At 70.6% G+C, this 13445-nt stretch carries 15 protein-coding genes; 8 read left to right on the forward strand and 7 right to left on the reverse strand.

What is annotated here, in order from left to right; genetic code table 11:
• Positions 1–119: 119 nt before the first annotated feature.
• Complete coding sequence (locus ACIQWX_RS25270) at positions 120–911, reverse strand: SDR family NAD(P)-dependent oxidoreductase (RefSeq protein WP_400875621.1); 792 nt, start codon at positions 909–911, stop codon at positions 120–122.
• 107 nt (positions 912–1018) lie between these two features.
• On the opposite strand from ACIQWX_RS25270, the gene ACIQWX_RS25275 reads away from it, so the two are divergent.
• Positions 1019–1588, forward strand: a complete 570-nt coding sequence (locus ACIQWX_RS25275) for a TetR/AcrR family transcriptional regulator (protein ID WP_400875624.1) — start codon at positions 1019–1021, stop codon at positions 1586–1588.
• 10 nt (positions 1589–1598) lie between these two features.
• On the opposite strand, the gene ACIQWX_RS25280 is transcribed toward ACIQWX_RS25275, so the two are convergent.
• The gene (locus ACIQWX_RS25280) at positions 1599–2207 is read right to left on the reverse strand and encodes a TetR family transcriptional regulator (RefSeq protein WP_400875628.1); all 609 of its coding nucleotides are present in this window, start codon (positions 2205–2207) and stop codon (positions 1599–1601) included.
• 100 nt (positions 2208–2307) lie between these two features.
• Between ACIQWX_RS25280 and ACIQWX_RS25285 the strand changes: the two genes are divergently transcribed.
• Genes ACIQWX_RS25285 through ACIQWX_RS25300 form a run of 4 tightly spaced genes read left to right on the forward strand, consistent with a single transcriptional unit; the run spans position 2308 to position 4716 of the window.
• A complete protein-coding gene (locus tag ACIQWX_RS25285) occupies positions 2308–3042 on the forward strand; it encodes an FAD-dependent oxidoreductase (protein WP_400875630.1) in 735 nt (244 codons plus the stop codon).
• On the forward strand, positions 3015–3422 hold the full coding sequence (locus ACIQWX_RS25290) for an FAD-dependent oxidoreductase (RefSeq protein ID WP_400875633.1): 408 nt from the start codon (positions 3015–3017) through the stop codon (positions 3420–3422). Before ACIQWX_RS25285 ends, ACIQWX_RS25290 begins: the two co-directional genes overlap by 28 nt.
• Positions 3419–4057, forward strand: a complete 639-nt coding sequence (locus ACIQWX_RS25295) for a DUF3159 domain-containing protein (protein WP_400875636.1) — start codon at positions 3419–3421, stop codon at positions 4055–4057. Before ACIQWX_RS25290 ends, ACIQWX_RS25295 begins: the two co-directional genes overlap by 4 nt.
• 29 nt (positions 4058–4086) lie before the next feature.
• Positions 4087–4716: a nucleoside deaminase gene (locus ACIQWX_RS25300; protein WP_400875638.1), complete on the forward strand. Its 630-nt coding sequence runs from the start codon at positions 4087–4089 to the stop codon at positions 4714–4716.
• A 135-nt stretch (positions 4717–4851) separates the two neighbouring features.
• On the opposite strand, the gene ACIQWX_RS25305 is transcribed toward ACIQWX_RS25300, so the two are convergent.
• The 4 genes from ACIQWX_RS25305 to ACIQWX_RS25320 form a co-directional block, all read right to left on the reverse strand.
• Entirely contained in the window at positions 4852–6120 is a 1269-nt protein-coding gene (locus ACIQWX_RS25305) for an epoxide hydrolase family protein (RefSeq protein ID WP_400875641.1), read from the reverse strand.
• A gap of 12 nt (positions 6121–6132) precedes the next feature.
• The gene (locus ACIQWX_RS25310) at positions 6133–7335 is read right to left on the reverse strand and encodes an epoxide hydrolase family protein (protein ID WP_400875644.1); all 1203 of its coding nucleotides are present in this window, start codon (positions 7333–7335) and stop codon (positions 6133–6135) included.
• 536 nt (positions 7336–7871) lie between these two features.
• Complete coding sequence (locus ACIQWX_RS25315) at positions 7872–8288, reverse strand: hypothetical protein (protein ID WP_400875647.1); 417 nt, start codon at positions 8286–8288, stop codon at positions 7872–7874.
• Positions 8289–9092: 804 nt separating this feature from the next.
• Positions 9093–9671, reverse strand: coding sequence for a hypothetical protein (locus tag ACIQWX_RS25320; protein ID WP_400875911.1), 579 nt, complete (start codon positions 9669–9671; stop codon positions 9093–9095).
• Positions 9672–9886: 215 nt separating this feature from the next.
• Between ACIQWX_RS25320 and ACIQWX_RS25325 the strand changes: the two genes are divergently transcribed.
• Genes ACIQWX_RS25325 through ACIQWX_RS25335 form a run of 3 tightly spaced genes read left to right on the forward strand, consistent with a single transcriptional unit; the run spans position 9887 to position 12139 of the window.
• Positions 9887–10462, forward strand: a complete 576-nt coding sequence (locus tag ACIQWX_RS25325; protein WP_400875650.1) for a dihydrofolate reductase family protein — start codon at positions 9887–9889, stop codon at positions 10460–10462.
• A 34-nt stretch (positions 10463–10496) separates the two neighbouring features.
• Complete coding sequence (locus tag ACIQWX_RS25330; RefSeq protein ID WP_400875653.1) at positions 10497–11123, forward strand: alpha-ketoglutarate-dependent dioxygenase AlkB; 627 nt, start codon at positions 10497–10499, stop codon at positions 11121–11123.
• 59 nt (positions 11124–11182) lie between these two features.
• Positions 11183–12139: a DUF1152 domain-containing protein gene (locus ACIQWX_RS25335; protein WP_400875656.1), complete on the forward strand. Its 957-nt coding sequence runs from the start codon at positions 11183–11185 to the stop codon at positions 12137–12139.
• 4 nt (positions 12140–12143) lie between these two features.
• On the opposite strand, the gene ACIQWX_RS25340 is transcribed toward ACIQWX_RS25335, so the two are convergent.
• Positions 12144–13421: a cytochrome P450 gene (locus ACIQWX_RS25340; RefSeq protein ID WP_400875659.1), complete on the reverse strand. Its 1278-nt coding sequence runs from the start codon at positions 13419–13421 to the stop codon at positions 12144–12146.
• Positions 13422–13445: the final 24 nt, after the last annotated feature.

Consider the following 13445-nt stretch of genomic DNA (forward strand, 5'->3'; position numbering starts at 1 on the left):
CCGCCTCCGCTCCGAGCTCGTCGCAGGCAGCCTCGACGTGCCGCTGACCCCGTCCGTCGCCGCGAAGTTCCGGTCGGTGAGCACGGCCGGAGACGGCGCCGAAGAAGGGGGACGCCCGGTCAGGCGGTCTTCACCGCGCCGCCGTCGACCAGGTAGTCCTGTCCGGTGATGCTCGCGGCCCGGGGCGAGGCCAGGTAGGCGACCAGCGACGCGACCTCGTCGGGTTCGACCATCCGGCCCGACCGGATGCCGGACGCCGCGGCCAGGCCGGCCAGCAGGTCGGCGTGGGCCACTCCCTGCGCCGCGGCGACGGCCCCGCCGAACCCTTCGGGGTCGGTCCACAACGACGTCCTCGTCGGCCCCGGCGACACGGTCACCACCCGCACGCCCTGCTCGCCGACCTCCTCGGCCAGCGCCTTGCCGAACGCGGTCAGCGCGGCCTTCGCCGTGGTGTAAGGCACCGGCCCGTCGTGCGGCACCCGCGCCCCGATCGAGGAGATGTTCACGATCAACCCGCGCCGGCGGGTCAACCCGGCGATCGCGGCCCGGCACGCGCGCACCGCCGAGAAGAAGTTCAAGTCGAACTGGCGCTGCCACGCGGCGTCGTCGTACCCGAAGAAGTCCCGCAGGTCCCGCTGGTCCTGCTCGTTGCCCCCGCCGACGTTGTTGACCAGGACGTCGAGGTCGCCGTGCTCGGCCGCCACCGACGTCACGAGCTCGTCCGGGCCCGACGGCGTCGAGAGGTCGGCCACCACCGGGTGGGCGCCGCTGGCGGCCAGCTCCTCGGACACCGTGCGCGCCGCGCCGATCACCGTCGCGCCCTCCGCGACCAAGGTTTGCGCGATGGCCAGCCCGATCCCCCGGCTCGCTCCCGTGACCAGCACGGTCTTTCCCGTCAGCTGCAGATCCACGATTGCTCCTTCCGCCTTGCTTCGTCCGTGATGCCATCGAAGCACAACTTGCGTCATCAATGTCGCAAGTCGGGGCAGGGGTAAGACCGTCGCGTAGCCTGACGCCCGTGACGAACCAGGACCGGCCGCATCGAGCGGACTCCGCGCGCACGATGCGCACGATCCTCGAAGCCGCCGAGCAGGTCTACGGCGCGAACCCGGCCGCGACCATCGAGCAGGTCGCCGACGCCGCCGGCGTCGCCCGGTCGACCGTGCACCGCCGCTTCGCCACCCGCGAAGCTCTGCTCGACGCGTTGTCCACCTGGGCCAACGAGCAGTTCAACGCCGCCGTGGACGCGGCCCGTCCCGAGACGACCCCACCCCTGATCGGCCTGTACCAGGTCACCGCGAACGTGTTGCGGGTCAAGCGAAGCTGGGCGTTCGCGATGAACCGGGCGGGCCACACCCACCCGGGCATGCCCAGCCTGCTGTCCCGCTGCGACGAGCTGTTCGGCCGGGCCCGGGAGGCGGGCTTGCTCCGCGAAGACGTCGACCCCCGCTGGGCGACCCGCGTCTACCGCGCCCTCATCGAGGAGGTCTGCCACCCGGACAACGACGCCGAAGACCCGGACGCGTTGGCGACGGCGGTCGTGGACACGCTCCTGCGCGGCGTCGGCTCCCCCTCGGCCCGCCTCTGACGGGTCACGTTCAGGGCGCTGTCGCCGGTCCGGTCAGGCAGTGCTGCACGAGGGGGCCGAACCGGCCGGCCAGTTCGTCGACGGAGGCGGACGCGATCGGTTCCATCCGCATGATGTACCGCGCGACGGTGAGACCGAGGATCTGGACGTTGACCATCGCGGCCCGCACCGCGGCGTCCGGCGTGCCGAGCAGCGCCGCGAGCCGCTCGGTGATCTCGCGGTCGACGAACTCGCGCAGCAGCGCTTCGGACTGGGCATCGGTGGGCGCCGACCTGGTCAGCATCACGAGCGGCGTGCGGCCGGACCGGTCGAGGTTTTCGACCAGCGTCCGGACGATGCGCTCGCCGACGCCCTCGAGACCGCCGGTGAAGATCGACGCGATGGCGGGCGCGACGTCGCCGGACATGTCCACCGCGGCACCGAACAGGCGCTGCTTGGTGCCGAAGAAGTAGAACACCATCGCCGGGTCGACCCCGGCCGCGGTGGCGATCGCGCGCACCGTCGTGGCGCCGTAGCCGTGCTCGCCGAACAGTTCGCGCGCGGTGTCGAGGATCCGCTGCTTGCTCTCCGCGCCGGACCGCCAGCGGCCGGACCGGTGGGGGGTGCTGTCTTCCGTCATGACGGCCGGAGCCTAACACCTTTCTTCATCGCTCGGTGGAGTTTCGCTCCGATCCCGCGTAGCGTGTTCTTCACCAGGCGGTGAAGAAAAGGTGGCGGGGATGAAGGTGATCGTGATCGGCGCCGGGCCGGGCGGGCTGACGCTGGCCCACGGGCTGCGCCGGCGAGGGATCGACGTCGCGGTGCACGAGCGGGACGGCGTGCGTGGCCGTCCGCAAGGCGTGAGCCTGCACGTCGACGACCGGGGCATGACGGCGCTGCGCGGCTGCCTGCCCGCGGCGCACGTCGCCATGGTGGAGGCGACCGCGGGCGGACCGCGCGAGCAGACCCTGGCGCTGTCCGATGTGGACGGAGAGCTCACCGTCGCCGGCACCCGGCCGTCGGAGGCCCGCCCCGGCCGGCAGGTCCACCGGCCGCTGCTGCGGGCGGTGCTGCTGACCGGCCTGGCCGACGTCGTCAGGTTCGGGTCGCAGTTCACGCGGTTCGAGCAACGCCCCGACGGCACCGTCCGGGTGTTCTTCGCCGACGGCCGCACGGAAACGGCGGACGTGGTGGTCGGCGCGGACGGCATCGGGTCGGCCGTCCGCCGCCGGTACCTGCCGGACGTGCGGGTCGTCGACACCGGACGGCGCATGATCACGGGTGCGACACCGCTGAGTGCCGTGACCGGTACCGGTTTGCCGCAGCTGATCGGCGACAGTCCGGCCGGCGTGCGGACGGGCGGCACGACGATGGCGCTGGGCGTGCTGCGGTTCACCCGGCAGCCGGTGGCCGCGCGGAGGAACTGCTGCCCGCCTTGTGTTCGCGGGTGGCCGACGACGCCGAGGACTACGTGATGTGGGCCTTGCCCGTCAGACGTGAGCAAATCGGTGCGGCCGGGGCGTGGCACCGCGCCCGGGAACTGGCTCGCGGCCTGCACCCGGCCCTGCGGGCCGTCGTCGCCGCGGCGTGGCCGGACGTCACGACCGCGCTGAGGATAGGGACGATCCCGCCGATGCCCGCCTGGCCCGCCACCGCGGTGACCCTCATCGGCGACGCCGTCCACCTCGCCCCGGGCTTCGGCGCCAACCTCGCGATGCGCGACGCCCACCGCCTCTGCGAAGCACTGGCCGAGGCGAACCTTGGCCGGCTCGGCCTGCTCGACGCGATCGGCGGCTACGAGGAAACGATGCGCCGCACCAGTTTCCCGTCCGCCGAGGCGAAGGCGAGCGCATGAGCCTGAAGGTGCTGACCGACAAGTCGCTCTCGCTGTTCGGCGCGGTGGGTGGCTGGCGCACGGTCGCCGAGAGCGTCGCGTCGCGGGTGGTGTTCCTGGTCGCTTACCTGGTGACCGGGCAGGTGTGGACCGCCGCCCTGATCGCGGTGGGTGGCGTGGCGGTGCTCGCGGCCGTGCGGATGGCGACCGACCGGCGCTTCTGGTCCGCGGCGATCGGGCTGGTCGTCGTCGGTGCGTCCGCGTTGCTCGCGGGGAGTACCGGGCAGGCCATCAACTTCTACCTCCCGGCCGTGCTGATCCAAGCCGCCCAGGGGGCGGTGTTCTTGCTGTCGATGGTGGTGCGGTGGCCGCTGGTCGGGGTGGTGGTCGGGGCGGTGCGCCGCGACCGGTCCGGCTGGCGGCACGATCCGCGGCAACGGCGGCGCTACCAGCTGTGCACGGCGGTGTTCGTGCTGAAGTGCGGAATCGCGACGGCGGTGCAGATGCCGTTGTACACGGCCGGGCAGACCACGGCACTCGGCATAGCGGCCACCCTGCTGGGAGGCGCCCCCGCTGCGGGCGCGTGCCTTTACGCGTGCTGGCGCATTCTCCGTGAAGCGCCCCGAAGTTCCGACGACGTCCGCGATTCGACATGAGGGCGTCGCGATCGTGCCATGATGGCGCGGTGACTGGGGATTCGAACGCCACATGGCACGACGCCGGGGTGGGCATCACCCGGAGCCTGGAGCTCGCGCATCGGTCTTTGCTCGCCGGCGGCCTGCCGGTCGGCGCCGTGGTGCTCGGCCCTGGGGGTGACGTGGTCGCCGAAGGCCGCAATCGGGCGTATGACCCGCCCGGTGGTGACGACCCCTTGCAGGGTAACCCGATCGCCCACGCGGAGATGAACGCGCTGGCCCGCATCTCCGTCGATGCGGATCTGTCCACAACCACGCTGTGGAGCTCCCACCACCCGTGCGTGATGTGCGCGGCAGCGTGCGAATTCACCGGCGTGGGGCAGGTTCGGTTCATTGCGCCTGATCCTTCCGACGATCGCCACGGCCCCGATCCGACCGGCGTCGACGACCAGTGGCTGATCGTCGCCAACCTGCTCTTCCTGACCGGAATTCGCGCGTACTCCGGTGCCGATGCTCCGATTCTCCGGCGAGCTCGCGACCATGAGCCGGAGACCACCGACCTGCTCACCACCGTTGCACCGCACCAGTTCCAGACCGCGGCCCTGCCGGATGCGCTGGGCCTCATCTGGCCGGACGTCGTCGACGCGGCGCAGCGGCGCCGGCGTCGCACCGGCGGTTGACCGGGCCTTGACCTGATCGAGAGCGGCGGCCAGTGGATCTCGTCCATCGAGCCGGAGAACCGCCTGAGCCGGTCCGGCGCGGCCGCGACACGATCAAGGGCTGACGCGCACGCGGCCGCGCCGGACTGGTTCTCCTCAGCGCAGAGCGCGGAAGGCGGCGCGGAGCTCGGCGGTGAACAGGCCGGGCTCCTCCCAAGCGGCGAAGTGTCCGCCTCGGTCCGGCTGGTGGTAGGAGGAGAGCGTCGGGTACGAGGACTGCACCCAACTGCGCGGCGCCTGGAAGATTTCGCCCGGGAAGGCGCTGAAGGCGACCGGCACGGTCACCGGCGGCGGGGTCTGGCCGCCGCCGGCGTGAGCGTTTTCCCAATACGCGCGGGCGGCCGAGACACCCGTGCCGGTGAGCCAGTACAACGTGATGTTGTCGAGGATGTGCTCCCGGGTGAGGTTGCCCGACGGCGCCTCGCCCAGGAAGGCGCGGGCGATCTTGTGGTAGCTGTCGGTGTCGTGGTCGAGCATCCACGCCGCCAGCGCGACGGGAGAATCCAGCAGCGCGTAGCCGATCGTCTCGGGCCGGGTGGACTGCTCGACCAGGTAACCGCGACCGGTGGCGCCGAACACTTCGAGCGCGGCGTCCGCGGCCTTCTCCTCATCGGTGTTCTTGGGCAGGCCTGCCGTGCTGCGCAATGCGGTGACCAGCAGGTTCAGGTGGATGCCGAGGAGCCCAGCGGGTGCCAGCCGACCCAGGTTGTCGGTGACGGCGGCGCCGACGTCGCCGCCTTGGGCGACGTAGCAGGGGTAGCCCAGGCGGCGCATCAGCTCGACCCAGGCGCGCGCGGTCCGGCTCGTGTCCCAGCCGAGTCCCGTCGGCTGGCCGGAGAAGCCGTAGCCGGGAATCGACGGCAGCACGAGGTGGAACGCATCGGCGGCAGTGCCGCCGTACGCGGTCGGGTTCGTGAGCGGTCCGACGGTCTCGAGCAGCTCCACGAAGGAGCCCGGCCAGCCGTGGGTCATGATGAGCGGCAGCGCGCCGGCATGCCGTGAGCGCACGTGGACGAAGTGGATGTCGACGCCGTCGATCTCGGTCGTGAACTGCGGGAGCGCGTTGATCTTCGCCTCGAAGCGGCGCCAGTCGTACCGGGTGGTCCAGAAGCGGGCGAGTGCTTGCGCGGCCGCCAGTTGCACGCCCTGCGTGCGGTCGGCGACGAGTTCTCGTGACGGCCAGCGCGTCGCGGCGACCCGGTCGCGCAGGTCGGCCAGCTGCCGGTGCGGGACCGCGACCCGGAACGGATGGATCCCGGCCGGCGATGCGTACGCCGGGGAGTCGCCGAACGCACTCGCCATCGCGACGGTGAGGCCGGCAGCGATTCCGCCCTGCAGCAGCTGCCGTCTTGTAGGTGTGAACATGGCTCTCCCCTCCTATCGCAGTGCTCGGAACGCGGCTCGAAGCTCGGCCGCGAACAGCTCCGGCTCTTCCCAAGCGGCGAAGTGACCGCCCCGAGCGGCGACCCCGAAATAGCTGAGCGTGGGATACGACGCTTCGGCCCAGCTGCGCGGAGTCCGCCAGATCTCGCCGGGGAACGTGCTGAAGCCGACCGGAACCCGCGGCGCCGGAAGCGGTGGGCTGCCCGCGGTCGGAGCATCGGATCCGTAGGCCTCCCAATAGCTTCGAGCGGTGGACGCGCCGGTGCCGGTCAGCCAGTAGGCGGTGATGTTGTCCAGAACGTGGTCGCGGGTGAGGTTGCCGGACGGCTTGCCGTCGACGAACGCGCCGGCGATCTTGTAGTAGGCGTCGGTGTCGTGGTCGATCATCCAGGCGGCGAGCGCGGACGGGGAGTCCAGCAGCGCGTACCCGATGGTCTGCGGCCGGGTGGCCATCTCCACGAAGTAGCCGTTGCCGGTGGTCTGGAACTCCTTGATCGCGGCGAGCGCCGCGCGTTCCTCCTCGGTGTGGTCCGGCAGCACCGAAGGGTCGTTGAGCGCGGGCACGAGCAGGTTGGTGTGGATGCCGGCCAGCCCCGGCGGGCCCAGTCGTCCGATCGCGTCGGTGACGCCGGCCCCGACGTCGCCGCCCTGAGCCACGTAGCGGTCGTAGCCGAGCCGACGCATCAGCTCGGCCCACGCGCGAGCGGTGCGTACGAGGTCCCAGCCGACCTCGGCCGGCTCCGCCGAGAAGCCGTACCCGGGCAGGGACGGCAGCACGAGGTGGAACGCGTCCGCCGCGTCGCCGCCGTGCGCAGTCGGGTCGGTCAGCGGGCCGACGGAGTCGAGCATCTCGATGACCGATCCCGGCCAGCCATGGGTCATGATCAGGGGCAGCGCGTCCCGGTGCTTCGACTTGACGTGCACGAAGTGGATCTCCACTCCGTCGATCTCGGTCGTGAACTGCGGCAACGCGTTGAGCCGGGATTCGACTCGCCGCAGGTCGTACTCGTTCTCCCAGTAACGGTGCAGAGCTCGCATCGTGGCCAGCTGCACCCCTTGCGAGCGGTCGCCGACCAGTTCCGGGGTCGGCCAGCGTGTCGCCTCCAGGCGACGGCGCAGCTGGTCGAGCGCTTCCCGGCGGAAGCGTACGGTGAACGGTCGGATCGCATGGTCGGCTTGCTGCTCGAGCGTGGTCATGTCGCACCCTGCCTTTCACGAGGGATTCGGTACGCCCGTCAGCGTGGCCGTGTCCACACGCGGATCGCGCCCGTGAGAACCCCTGGTCGATGCATCACCAGGGACCGGCCCAGGGTGTTCACGGGCTCGGACGAGCGGGCAGCGCACGCCTACGACGTGGCGTGCGAATTCTCGTCGCCGGGCTACCTGACGGCAATCGCCCGAGTGCGCACCGGCAGCTCCGGGCCGTCGTGGAACGGGATCACCGCGACACTTCCATTTCGGCGGCGCAAGCCGCTGCCGGATCCTGGATGCCCGGCAGCGGTCACCGATCCGCCCGTCGGTGACAGTCGGGTGACCGAAGCCGTAGGGGCGGCGGCCGGCCGTGCGGTCCGGTGATGGTGCTCATCGGCCGGGAGCGGGAGCTTCGGATGCTCGCAGAACTCATCGACCGCGGCTGGCCGGCGAGCGAGGTTTCCGGGTGCTCACCGTGGTCGGGGTCGAGTTCCCCATGACCTCCACCGGCAAGGTCCTCAAACGCGAGCTCCAGTGACCGATCAGGACCACTGGTCGTGCAGGTAGGCGGCGAACCGCACCCGCAGCTCGCGGACGGCGGCCAGGTCGAACGTGAACTCTCCGGTCGGCCGGTAGCCGGCATGGTCCCCGACCGAGCGGCACGGCCCGTTGATATAGACGAAGCCGTCGTCGGGGTCGTGGCGGGGCTCGGACCAGACCGACTCACCCGGAGCCCCACGACCAGCCCTGGCTCGCCAGTAGGCCGGGAGCTTCATCACCTCGCCCAGCGCCTTCGCGAACGCTTCGACGTCGTGTTCGTGCAGCGCCAGGCCGCGGCCGCCCCACACGCGCGGCGCGTCGTGAACCTGGCGTTCGCGCGGGGCCGCGACGTGGGTGAACGTCACCTCGTCCCCGGACGTGCGGATCGTCCAGCAGGGCAATTCGGTCAAGGTCGGCATGGGTCGCTCCTCATCGCAGCGGCCCCCAGGCGCAGCCCACCTTAATCGATCTTGAGCCGGTCGGCAGCGGCCGTCCCACGGGTACCCGGCCGGAAGGTTCATCACCCACCGCAACGCCACGGCACACAGCGCGGTCTCGGTCCCGCGCCGACAGGCCACCACCACGCCCGCCTCCCGCTCACGACGGCAACGCGGCCGGACACGACGACGATTCCGCTTGCCGCCGGTCACCTGGACGAACGCGCTGTTCAGACGTCGCGTTCGTGGCAGCCACCCCGCCACCTCGAACTAGGTCCGACGCCGGCGAGCGGGCTTGGCCTGCCGGCGCGGCTTCGGGACGTAGGGGATGTCCGCGAAGCGCAGCGTCGCCCGCAGCACACCCACCGCCCAGTCCGACCGCAGGAACGAAACCAGGCCAAATCCAGTCGCATGGCCCCGCACTCGGATGGCGTGGGCGGGTAGGCGAGGTTCCCCCCGCTCGATCGCCTTCACGCCTACGCCGCGGCCGGGCTCGCCTACACACCACGGCGGAACGGGATGCACGGCATGCGGCACTTCTACGCCTCGATCGCCTTGGCATCCGGAGTGTCGGTCAAGGAGCCGGCCGAGTACCACGATCCGGGTTGCACGCTCCGGATCTATACCCACCTCGTCCCGTCAAGTCATCGCCGGGCGCGAGAGGCAGCCGACGGGATTTTCAAACCGCGCCACACCGCGGCGGCACGGCTTGAAAATCCCGAGACGGCCTAGCGACGGCCTGACGCCATCAGAAGCCACATAACAGCAGGTCAGGCCCTATCTACCCTACTTGTGCCAGAACTTGATGCCGCTCCACTGCACCGTGATCGGCCCGGCGCCGCTGCTCGTGCGGTAGCTGCCGAACTTGTCGTAGTAACTTCCGCCCGGGCTCGAGATCGTCTGCTTCAGCGAGCCGTTCAGGTACACCTTGTGCGAGCTGCCGACCTGGTTGATCGTGTTCACCCGCACCGACGTGCCGACCGTCGCGCCGCTGCCCAGGGTCGCGCCGCCCTCCACCGCGTACATGCGGCCGCCCTTCTCGACCGCCAGCAGGAAGTACGGGCCGGCGCTGGAGCCGTCCCGGAACGTCTGCTTGAGGCTGATCCGGGAGCCCGACATGCTCGTGATCTTGAACGAACCCTCGAATTGGTGGGTTCCACCGCTGTAGGTGGTGTAGCGGCGTTCCGCTCGCTGGTCACCGCTGGCCGTGGAGCAGGTCAGCTTGAACGTGAGCCCGGAGACGTCGCCGCACCCCCGCTCCTGCTCCGAGTACCCCGGCGAGTCCGAAATCCACGGACCGGTCCCGACCTGGGCGCCGGCGACCGGGGTGAGTACCGCGAGCCCCGTCGCGACCGCCGCGAGCACGCCCGCGCCGCGAAGTTTGCGCACCGTCCGACCTCCTGTCGTTCGAGGCGGCGGTGGCGGACAAAGGTTCAGACCTTTACCCGGCGTGAGCACGACTGTACGAGGCCGGACCGTCGCGGACAAGACCCTGAAGGTTTTCTCGAAACGGGTGTCGAAAACGGCCGCGGCCGTTCGACAGACTCGTGAGAGCACGGAACGACCACCGAGGAGCACCCATGCGCACCCTGATCGCCACCGCCTTCGTCTCGCTCGACGGCGTCGTCGAAGCCCCCGGCGGCGAGCCCGGCTACCGCAACGCCGGCTGGACCTTCAAGGACATCGAGTTCGACCCGGCCGCCTACGAGCTCAAGGGCCGCGAGCAGGGCGAATCCGCGGCGATGATGATGGGCCGGGTCAGCTACGAGGCGTTCGCGCCGGTGTGGCCGGGCATGACCGAGGAGTTCCCCGGCTACAACGCGATGCCGAAGTACGTCGTCTCGACGACGCTGTCCGACCGCGACCTGGTGTCGAACTGGGGCGAGATCACCGTCCTGCGCTCGCTCGACGACGTCGCTGCGCTCAAGGAGACCGACGGCGGGCCGATCACCGTCCACGGCAGCGCCACCCTGAACCGCGCGCTGGCCGACGCGGGCCTGATCGACCGCTACCACCTGCTGGTCTTCCCGGTCCTGCTCGGCGCGGGGAAGCGGCTGTTCAGCGCGACCGACAAGGACAAGCAGAGCCTGAAGGTCGTCGAGAGCGAGACCTACGGCAACGGGATCCAGAAGCTCGTCTACGACGTGATTCACTAGAACAGGTGTTCGATCTTGGTGTAGGGTGGAACCCATGAACCCGGGTCTCCAGTCCTCACTGTTCGACACCCAGGGGTCGATCGCGCTGCGCCCCCTCGCGCCCGAGCGGACCGACCTCGGCTCGGGCGCGTGGGTGGACATCCACCCCGGCTGGCTCGAGGGCGCCGACGAGCTGTTCGCGGCGCTGGTCGAGGGCGTGCCGTGGCAGGCCGAGAAGCGGAAGATGTACGACCGCGTCGTCGCCGTGCCGCGGCTGCTGAGCTACTACCGGGAGAACGTGCCGCTCCCCCACCCGGTGCTGGCCGCCGCGCGGGACGCGTTGAGCCGGCACTACCTGCGGGAGTTGCGGGAGCCGTTCCGGACGGCCGGGCTGTGCTACTACCGCGACGGCCGGGACAGCGTGGCCTGGCATGGTGACCGGATCGGGCGAGGGGCCCGCGAGGACACCATGGTCGCGATTCTGTCCGTGGGGGCGGCGCGGAACCTGGCGCTGCGGCCTCGGGGCGGTGGCGGAAAGACGTTGGCTCGACCTCTCGGGCATGGGGATCTGCTCGTCATGGGCGGGAGTTGCCAACGGACCTGGGAGCATTCGATTCCCAAGACCGCCAAGGCTGTCGGGCCTCGGATCTCGGTTCAGTTTCGGCCTCGCGGGGTGAATTGACGGTTTTCCGGGGGCGGTCAGTCCAAAAAGGACTTCCGGTGGCCCCGTAAGATGACTTCGTGCACTCCCTCTTCGAGCCGCCACTCTTCACCCGGCTTCGTTCCGCTCGGCGTGTTCTCGTTGCCGGGGCCGGTGGCGGCTTCGATGTCTACGCCGGGCTTCCCCTCGCCTTTGCTCTTCGCTCGCAAGGCAAAGAGGTCCACCTCGCCAACCTGGCCTTCAGCGACCTCGACCGGCTTGATCTCGACGACTGGCTCTCCCCCGGGGTCGCCGCCGTACGCCCGTCCAGCTCCGGCGATGACGCCTACTTCCCCGAACGGACCCTCGCCCGGTGGCTCGACTCCCGTGGTCTGCCGTCCACCGTCTACGCCTTCCCCCGCACCGGGGTTCGGCCGGTGCTCGACGGCTACCGAGACCTCGTTGCCCACCTCGATGTCGATGCCGTCGTGCTCGTCGACGGGGGCACCGACATCCTGTTGCGCGGCGACGAAGCCGGCCTCGGTACGCCTGAAGAAGACATGACCAGCCTTGCCGCCGTCGCCGCCCTCGACGGCGTTGACCGGCTCGTCGTCAGTCTCGGCTTCGGCATCGACGCCTTCCATGGCGTCTGCCACGCCCACGTCCTCGAGAACCTCGCCGCCCTCGATCGGGACGGCGGGTACCTCGGGGCCCTGTCCATCCCCTCGCGGTCACCGGAAGCCGAGGCCTACCTCGACGCCGTCGCCGATGCCCAGCGCGCCACCCCGGATCGGCCGAGCATCGTGCACGGGCAGATCGCCGCCGCACTGCGCGGCGAGTTCGGCGACACCCGGTTCACCGCGCGCACCGCCGGCAGCGAGCTCTTCGTGAACCCGCTGATGGGCGTCTACTTCACCGTCGACCTGGCGATCCTCGCCCAGAGCGTCGGGTACCTCGGCGAACTCGCCGGCACGGAGACCGCCGTCGACGTCGCCATGGTCATCGAAGCCCACCGGGACCGCGTCGAACGGCGGCCGCGGCGGGCCATTCCGCACTGAGCCCTCAGTCCACCAGGACCGGCAGCTCGTCCAGGCCGTACACAATGGACACCTTGCGGAACGCCAGGTCTTCGGCCGGCACCGCCAGCCGCAGGTTCGGGAACCGCTTGACCAGCGCCGGGTACGCCGTGCGCAGCTCCATGCGGGCCAGCTCCGCGCCGATGCAGCGGTGGATCCCGTAGCTGAACGCCAGGTGCGACGTCGGCTCGCGGGTCGCGTCGAACTTCTCGATGTCCGCGCCCAGCTTCGGGTCGCGGTCGGCCGCCGACAGGGACACCAGCACGATGTCGCCCTCGCCGATCCGCACGCCCGCGATCTCCATGTCCTCCTTGGCGAACCGCGGGAACGCCATCTGGACGACCGTCAGGTACCGCAGCAGCTCCTCGACGAACCGGTGCACCGACTGCTCGTCACCGCGGACCGCGTCGAACGCCTTCTCGTCGCGCAGCAGCACCAGCGCGCCGAGCGCGAGCATGCTGGCCGTCGTCTCCAGGCCGCCGGTGAGCACGCCGTCGGCGAGACCGGCCAGCTCGCGGTCGTCGATCTCGTCGCCGTGCTCCTTGATCAGCATGCCCAGTAGCCCGTCGCCGGGCTCCTCGCGCTGCTTCTTCACGATGTCGAGCAGGTAGGTCAGCGACTCCGACATCGCGCCGAGCGACGCGCCCGCGCCGCCGAACAGGTCGAACCGGGCGGTGCTCAGCCGCTGGAAGTCCTCACGGTCCTCGTAGGACACGCCCAGCAGCTCGCAGATCGTCAGCGACGGGATCGGCAGCGCGAACGCCTGCCACAGGTCGACCGGGCCCTCGGTCTTGGCCATCGCGTCGAGCTGCTCGGCGACGATCTCGTCGATGCGCGGCGTCAGCCTGCTCAGCCGCCGCATGGTGAACTCCGGCGTCAGCAGCTTCCGCAGCCGCGTGTGCACCGGCGGGTCCGCGAAGCCGAGGCCGCCCGGGTTCTGGTCCGCGGTCACACCGGCGTTGCCGACGAGGTTGCCGAAGTCGCTGGAGAACCCGGTCGCCTTGCCGAGCACCGCCTTCGCCTCGTCGTACCCCGTGACCAGCCACGCGTTCATCCCGAACGGCAGGTCGAGCTTGCTGATCGGGGCTTCGGCGCGGCGCTCGGCCATCGCGGGCACCGGGTCGAGGCCCTCGCGCCGGAGCGGCTCCAGCGCCGAGTCCGGCAGGATGGCCGACATCTTTTCGAGGTCGAAGCCTTTTTTCGACTGGCGCGCGAGGTACCGGCGCCCGACCCAGCCCAGGACCCGTGAGCGGAGACTCCCCATGAACCCGACAGTACCGCACTAGCC

Origin of the sequence: Amycolatopsis sp. NPDC098790, assembly GCF_044759945.1 — a bacterium.
Lineage (GTDB): Bacteria > Actinomycetota > Actinomycetes > Mycobacteriales > Pseudonocardiaceae > Amycolatopsis.

Coding starts and splice junctions, on each gene's coding strand:
- ACIQWX_RS25325 (WP_400875650.1), top strand. CDS start 9,887: ATGCGCACCCTGATCGCCACCGCCTTCGTCTCGCTCGACGGCGTCGTC.
- ACIQWX_RS25285 (WP_400875630.1), top strand. CDS start 2,308: ATGAAGGTGATCGTGATCGGCGCCGGGCCGGGCGGGCTGACGCTGGCC.
- ACIQWX_RS25315 (WP_400875647.1), bottom strand. CDS start 8,288: ATGCCGACCTTGACCGAATTGCCCTGCTGGACGATCCGCACGTCCGGG.
- ACIQWX_RS25295 (WP_400875636.1), top strand. CDS start 3,419: ATGAGCCTGAAGGTGCTGACCGACAAGTCGCTCTCGCTGTTCGGCGCG.
- ACIQWX_RS25280 (WP_400875628.1), bottom strand. CDS start 2,207: ATGACGGAAGACAGCACCCCCCACCGGTCCGGCCGCTGGCGGTCCGGC.
- ACIQWX_RS25310 (WP_400875644.1), bottom strand. CDS start 7,335: ATGACCACGCTCGAGCAGCAAGCCGACCATGCGATCCGACCGTTCACC.
- ACIQWX_RS25330 (WP_400875653.1), top strand. CDS start 10,497: ATGAACCCGGGTCTCCAGTCCTCACTGTTCGACACCCAGGGGTCGATC.
- ACIQWX_RS25305 (WP_400875641.1), bottom strand. CDS start 6,120: ATGTTCACACCTACAAGACGGCAGCTGCTGCAGGGCGGAATCGCTGCC.
- ACIQWX_RS25340 (WP_400875659.1), bottom strand. CDS start 13,421: ATGGGGAGTCTCCGCTCACGGGTCCTGGGCTGGGTCGGGCGCCGGTAC.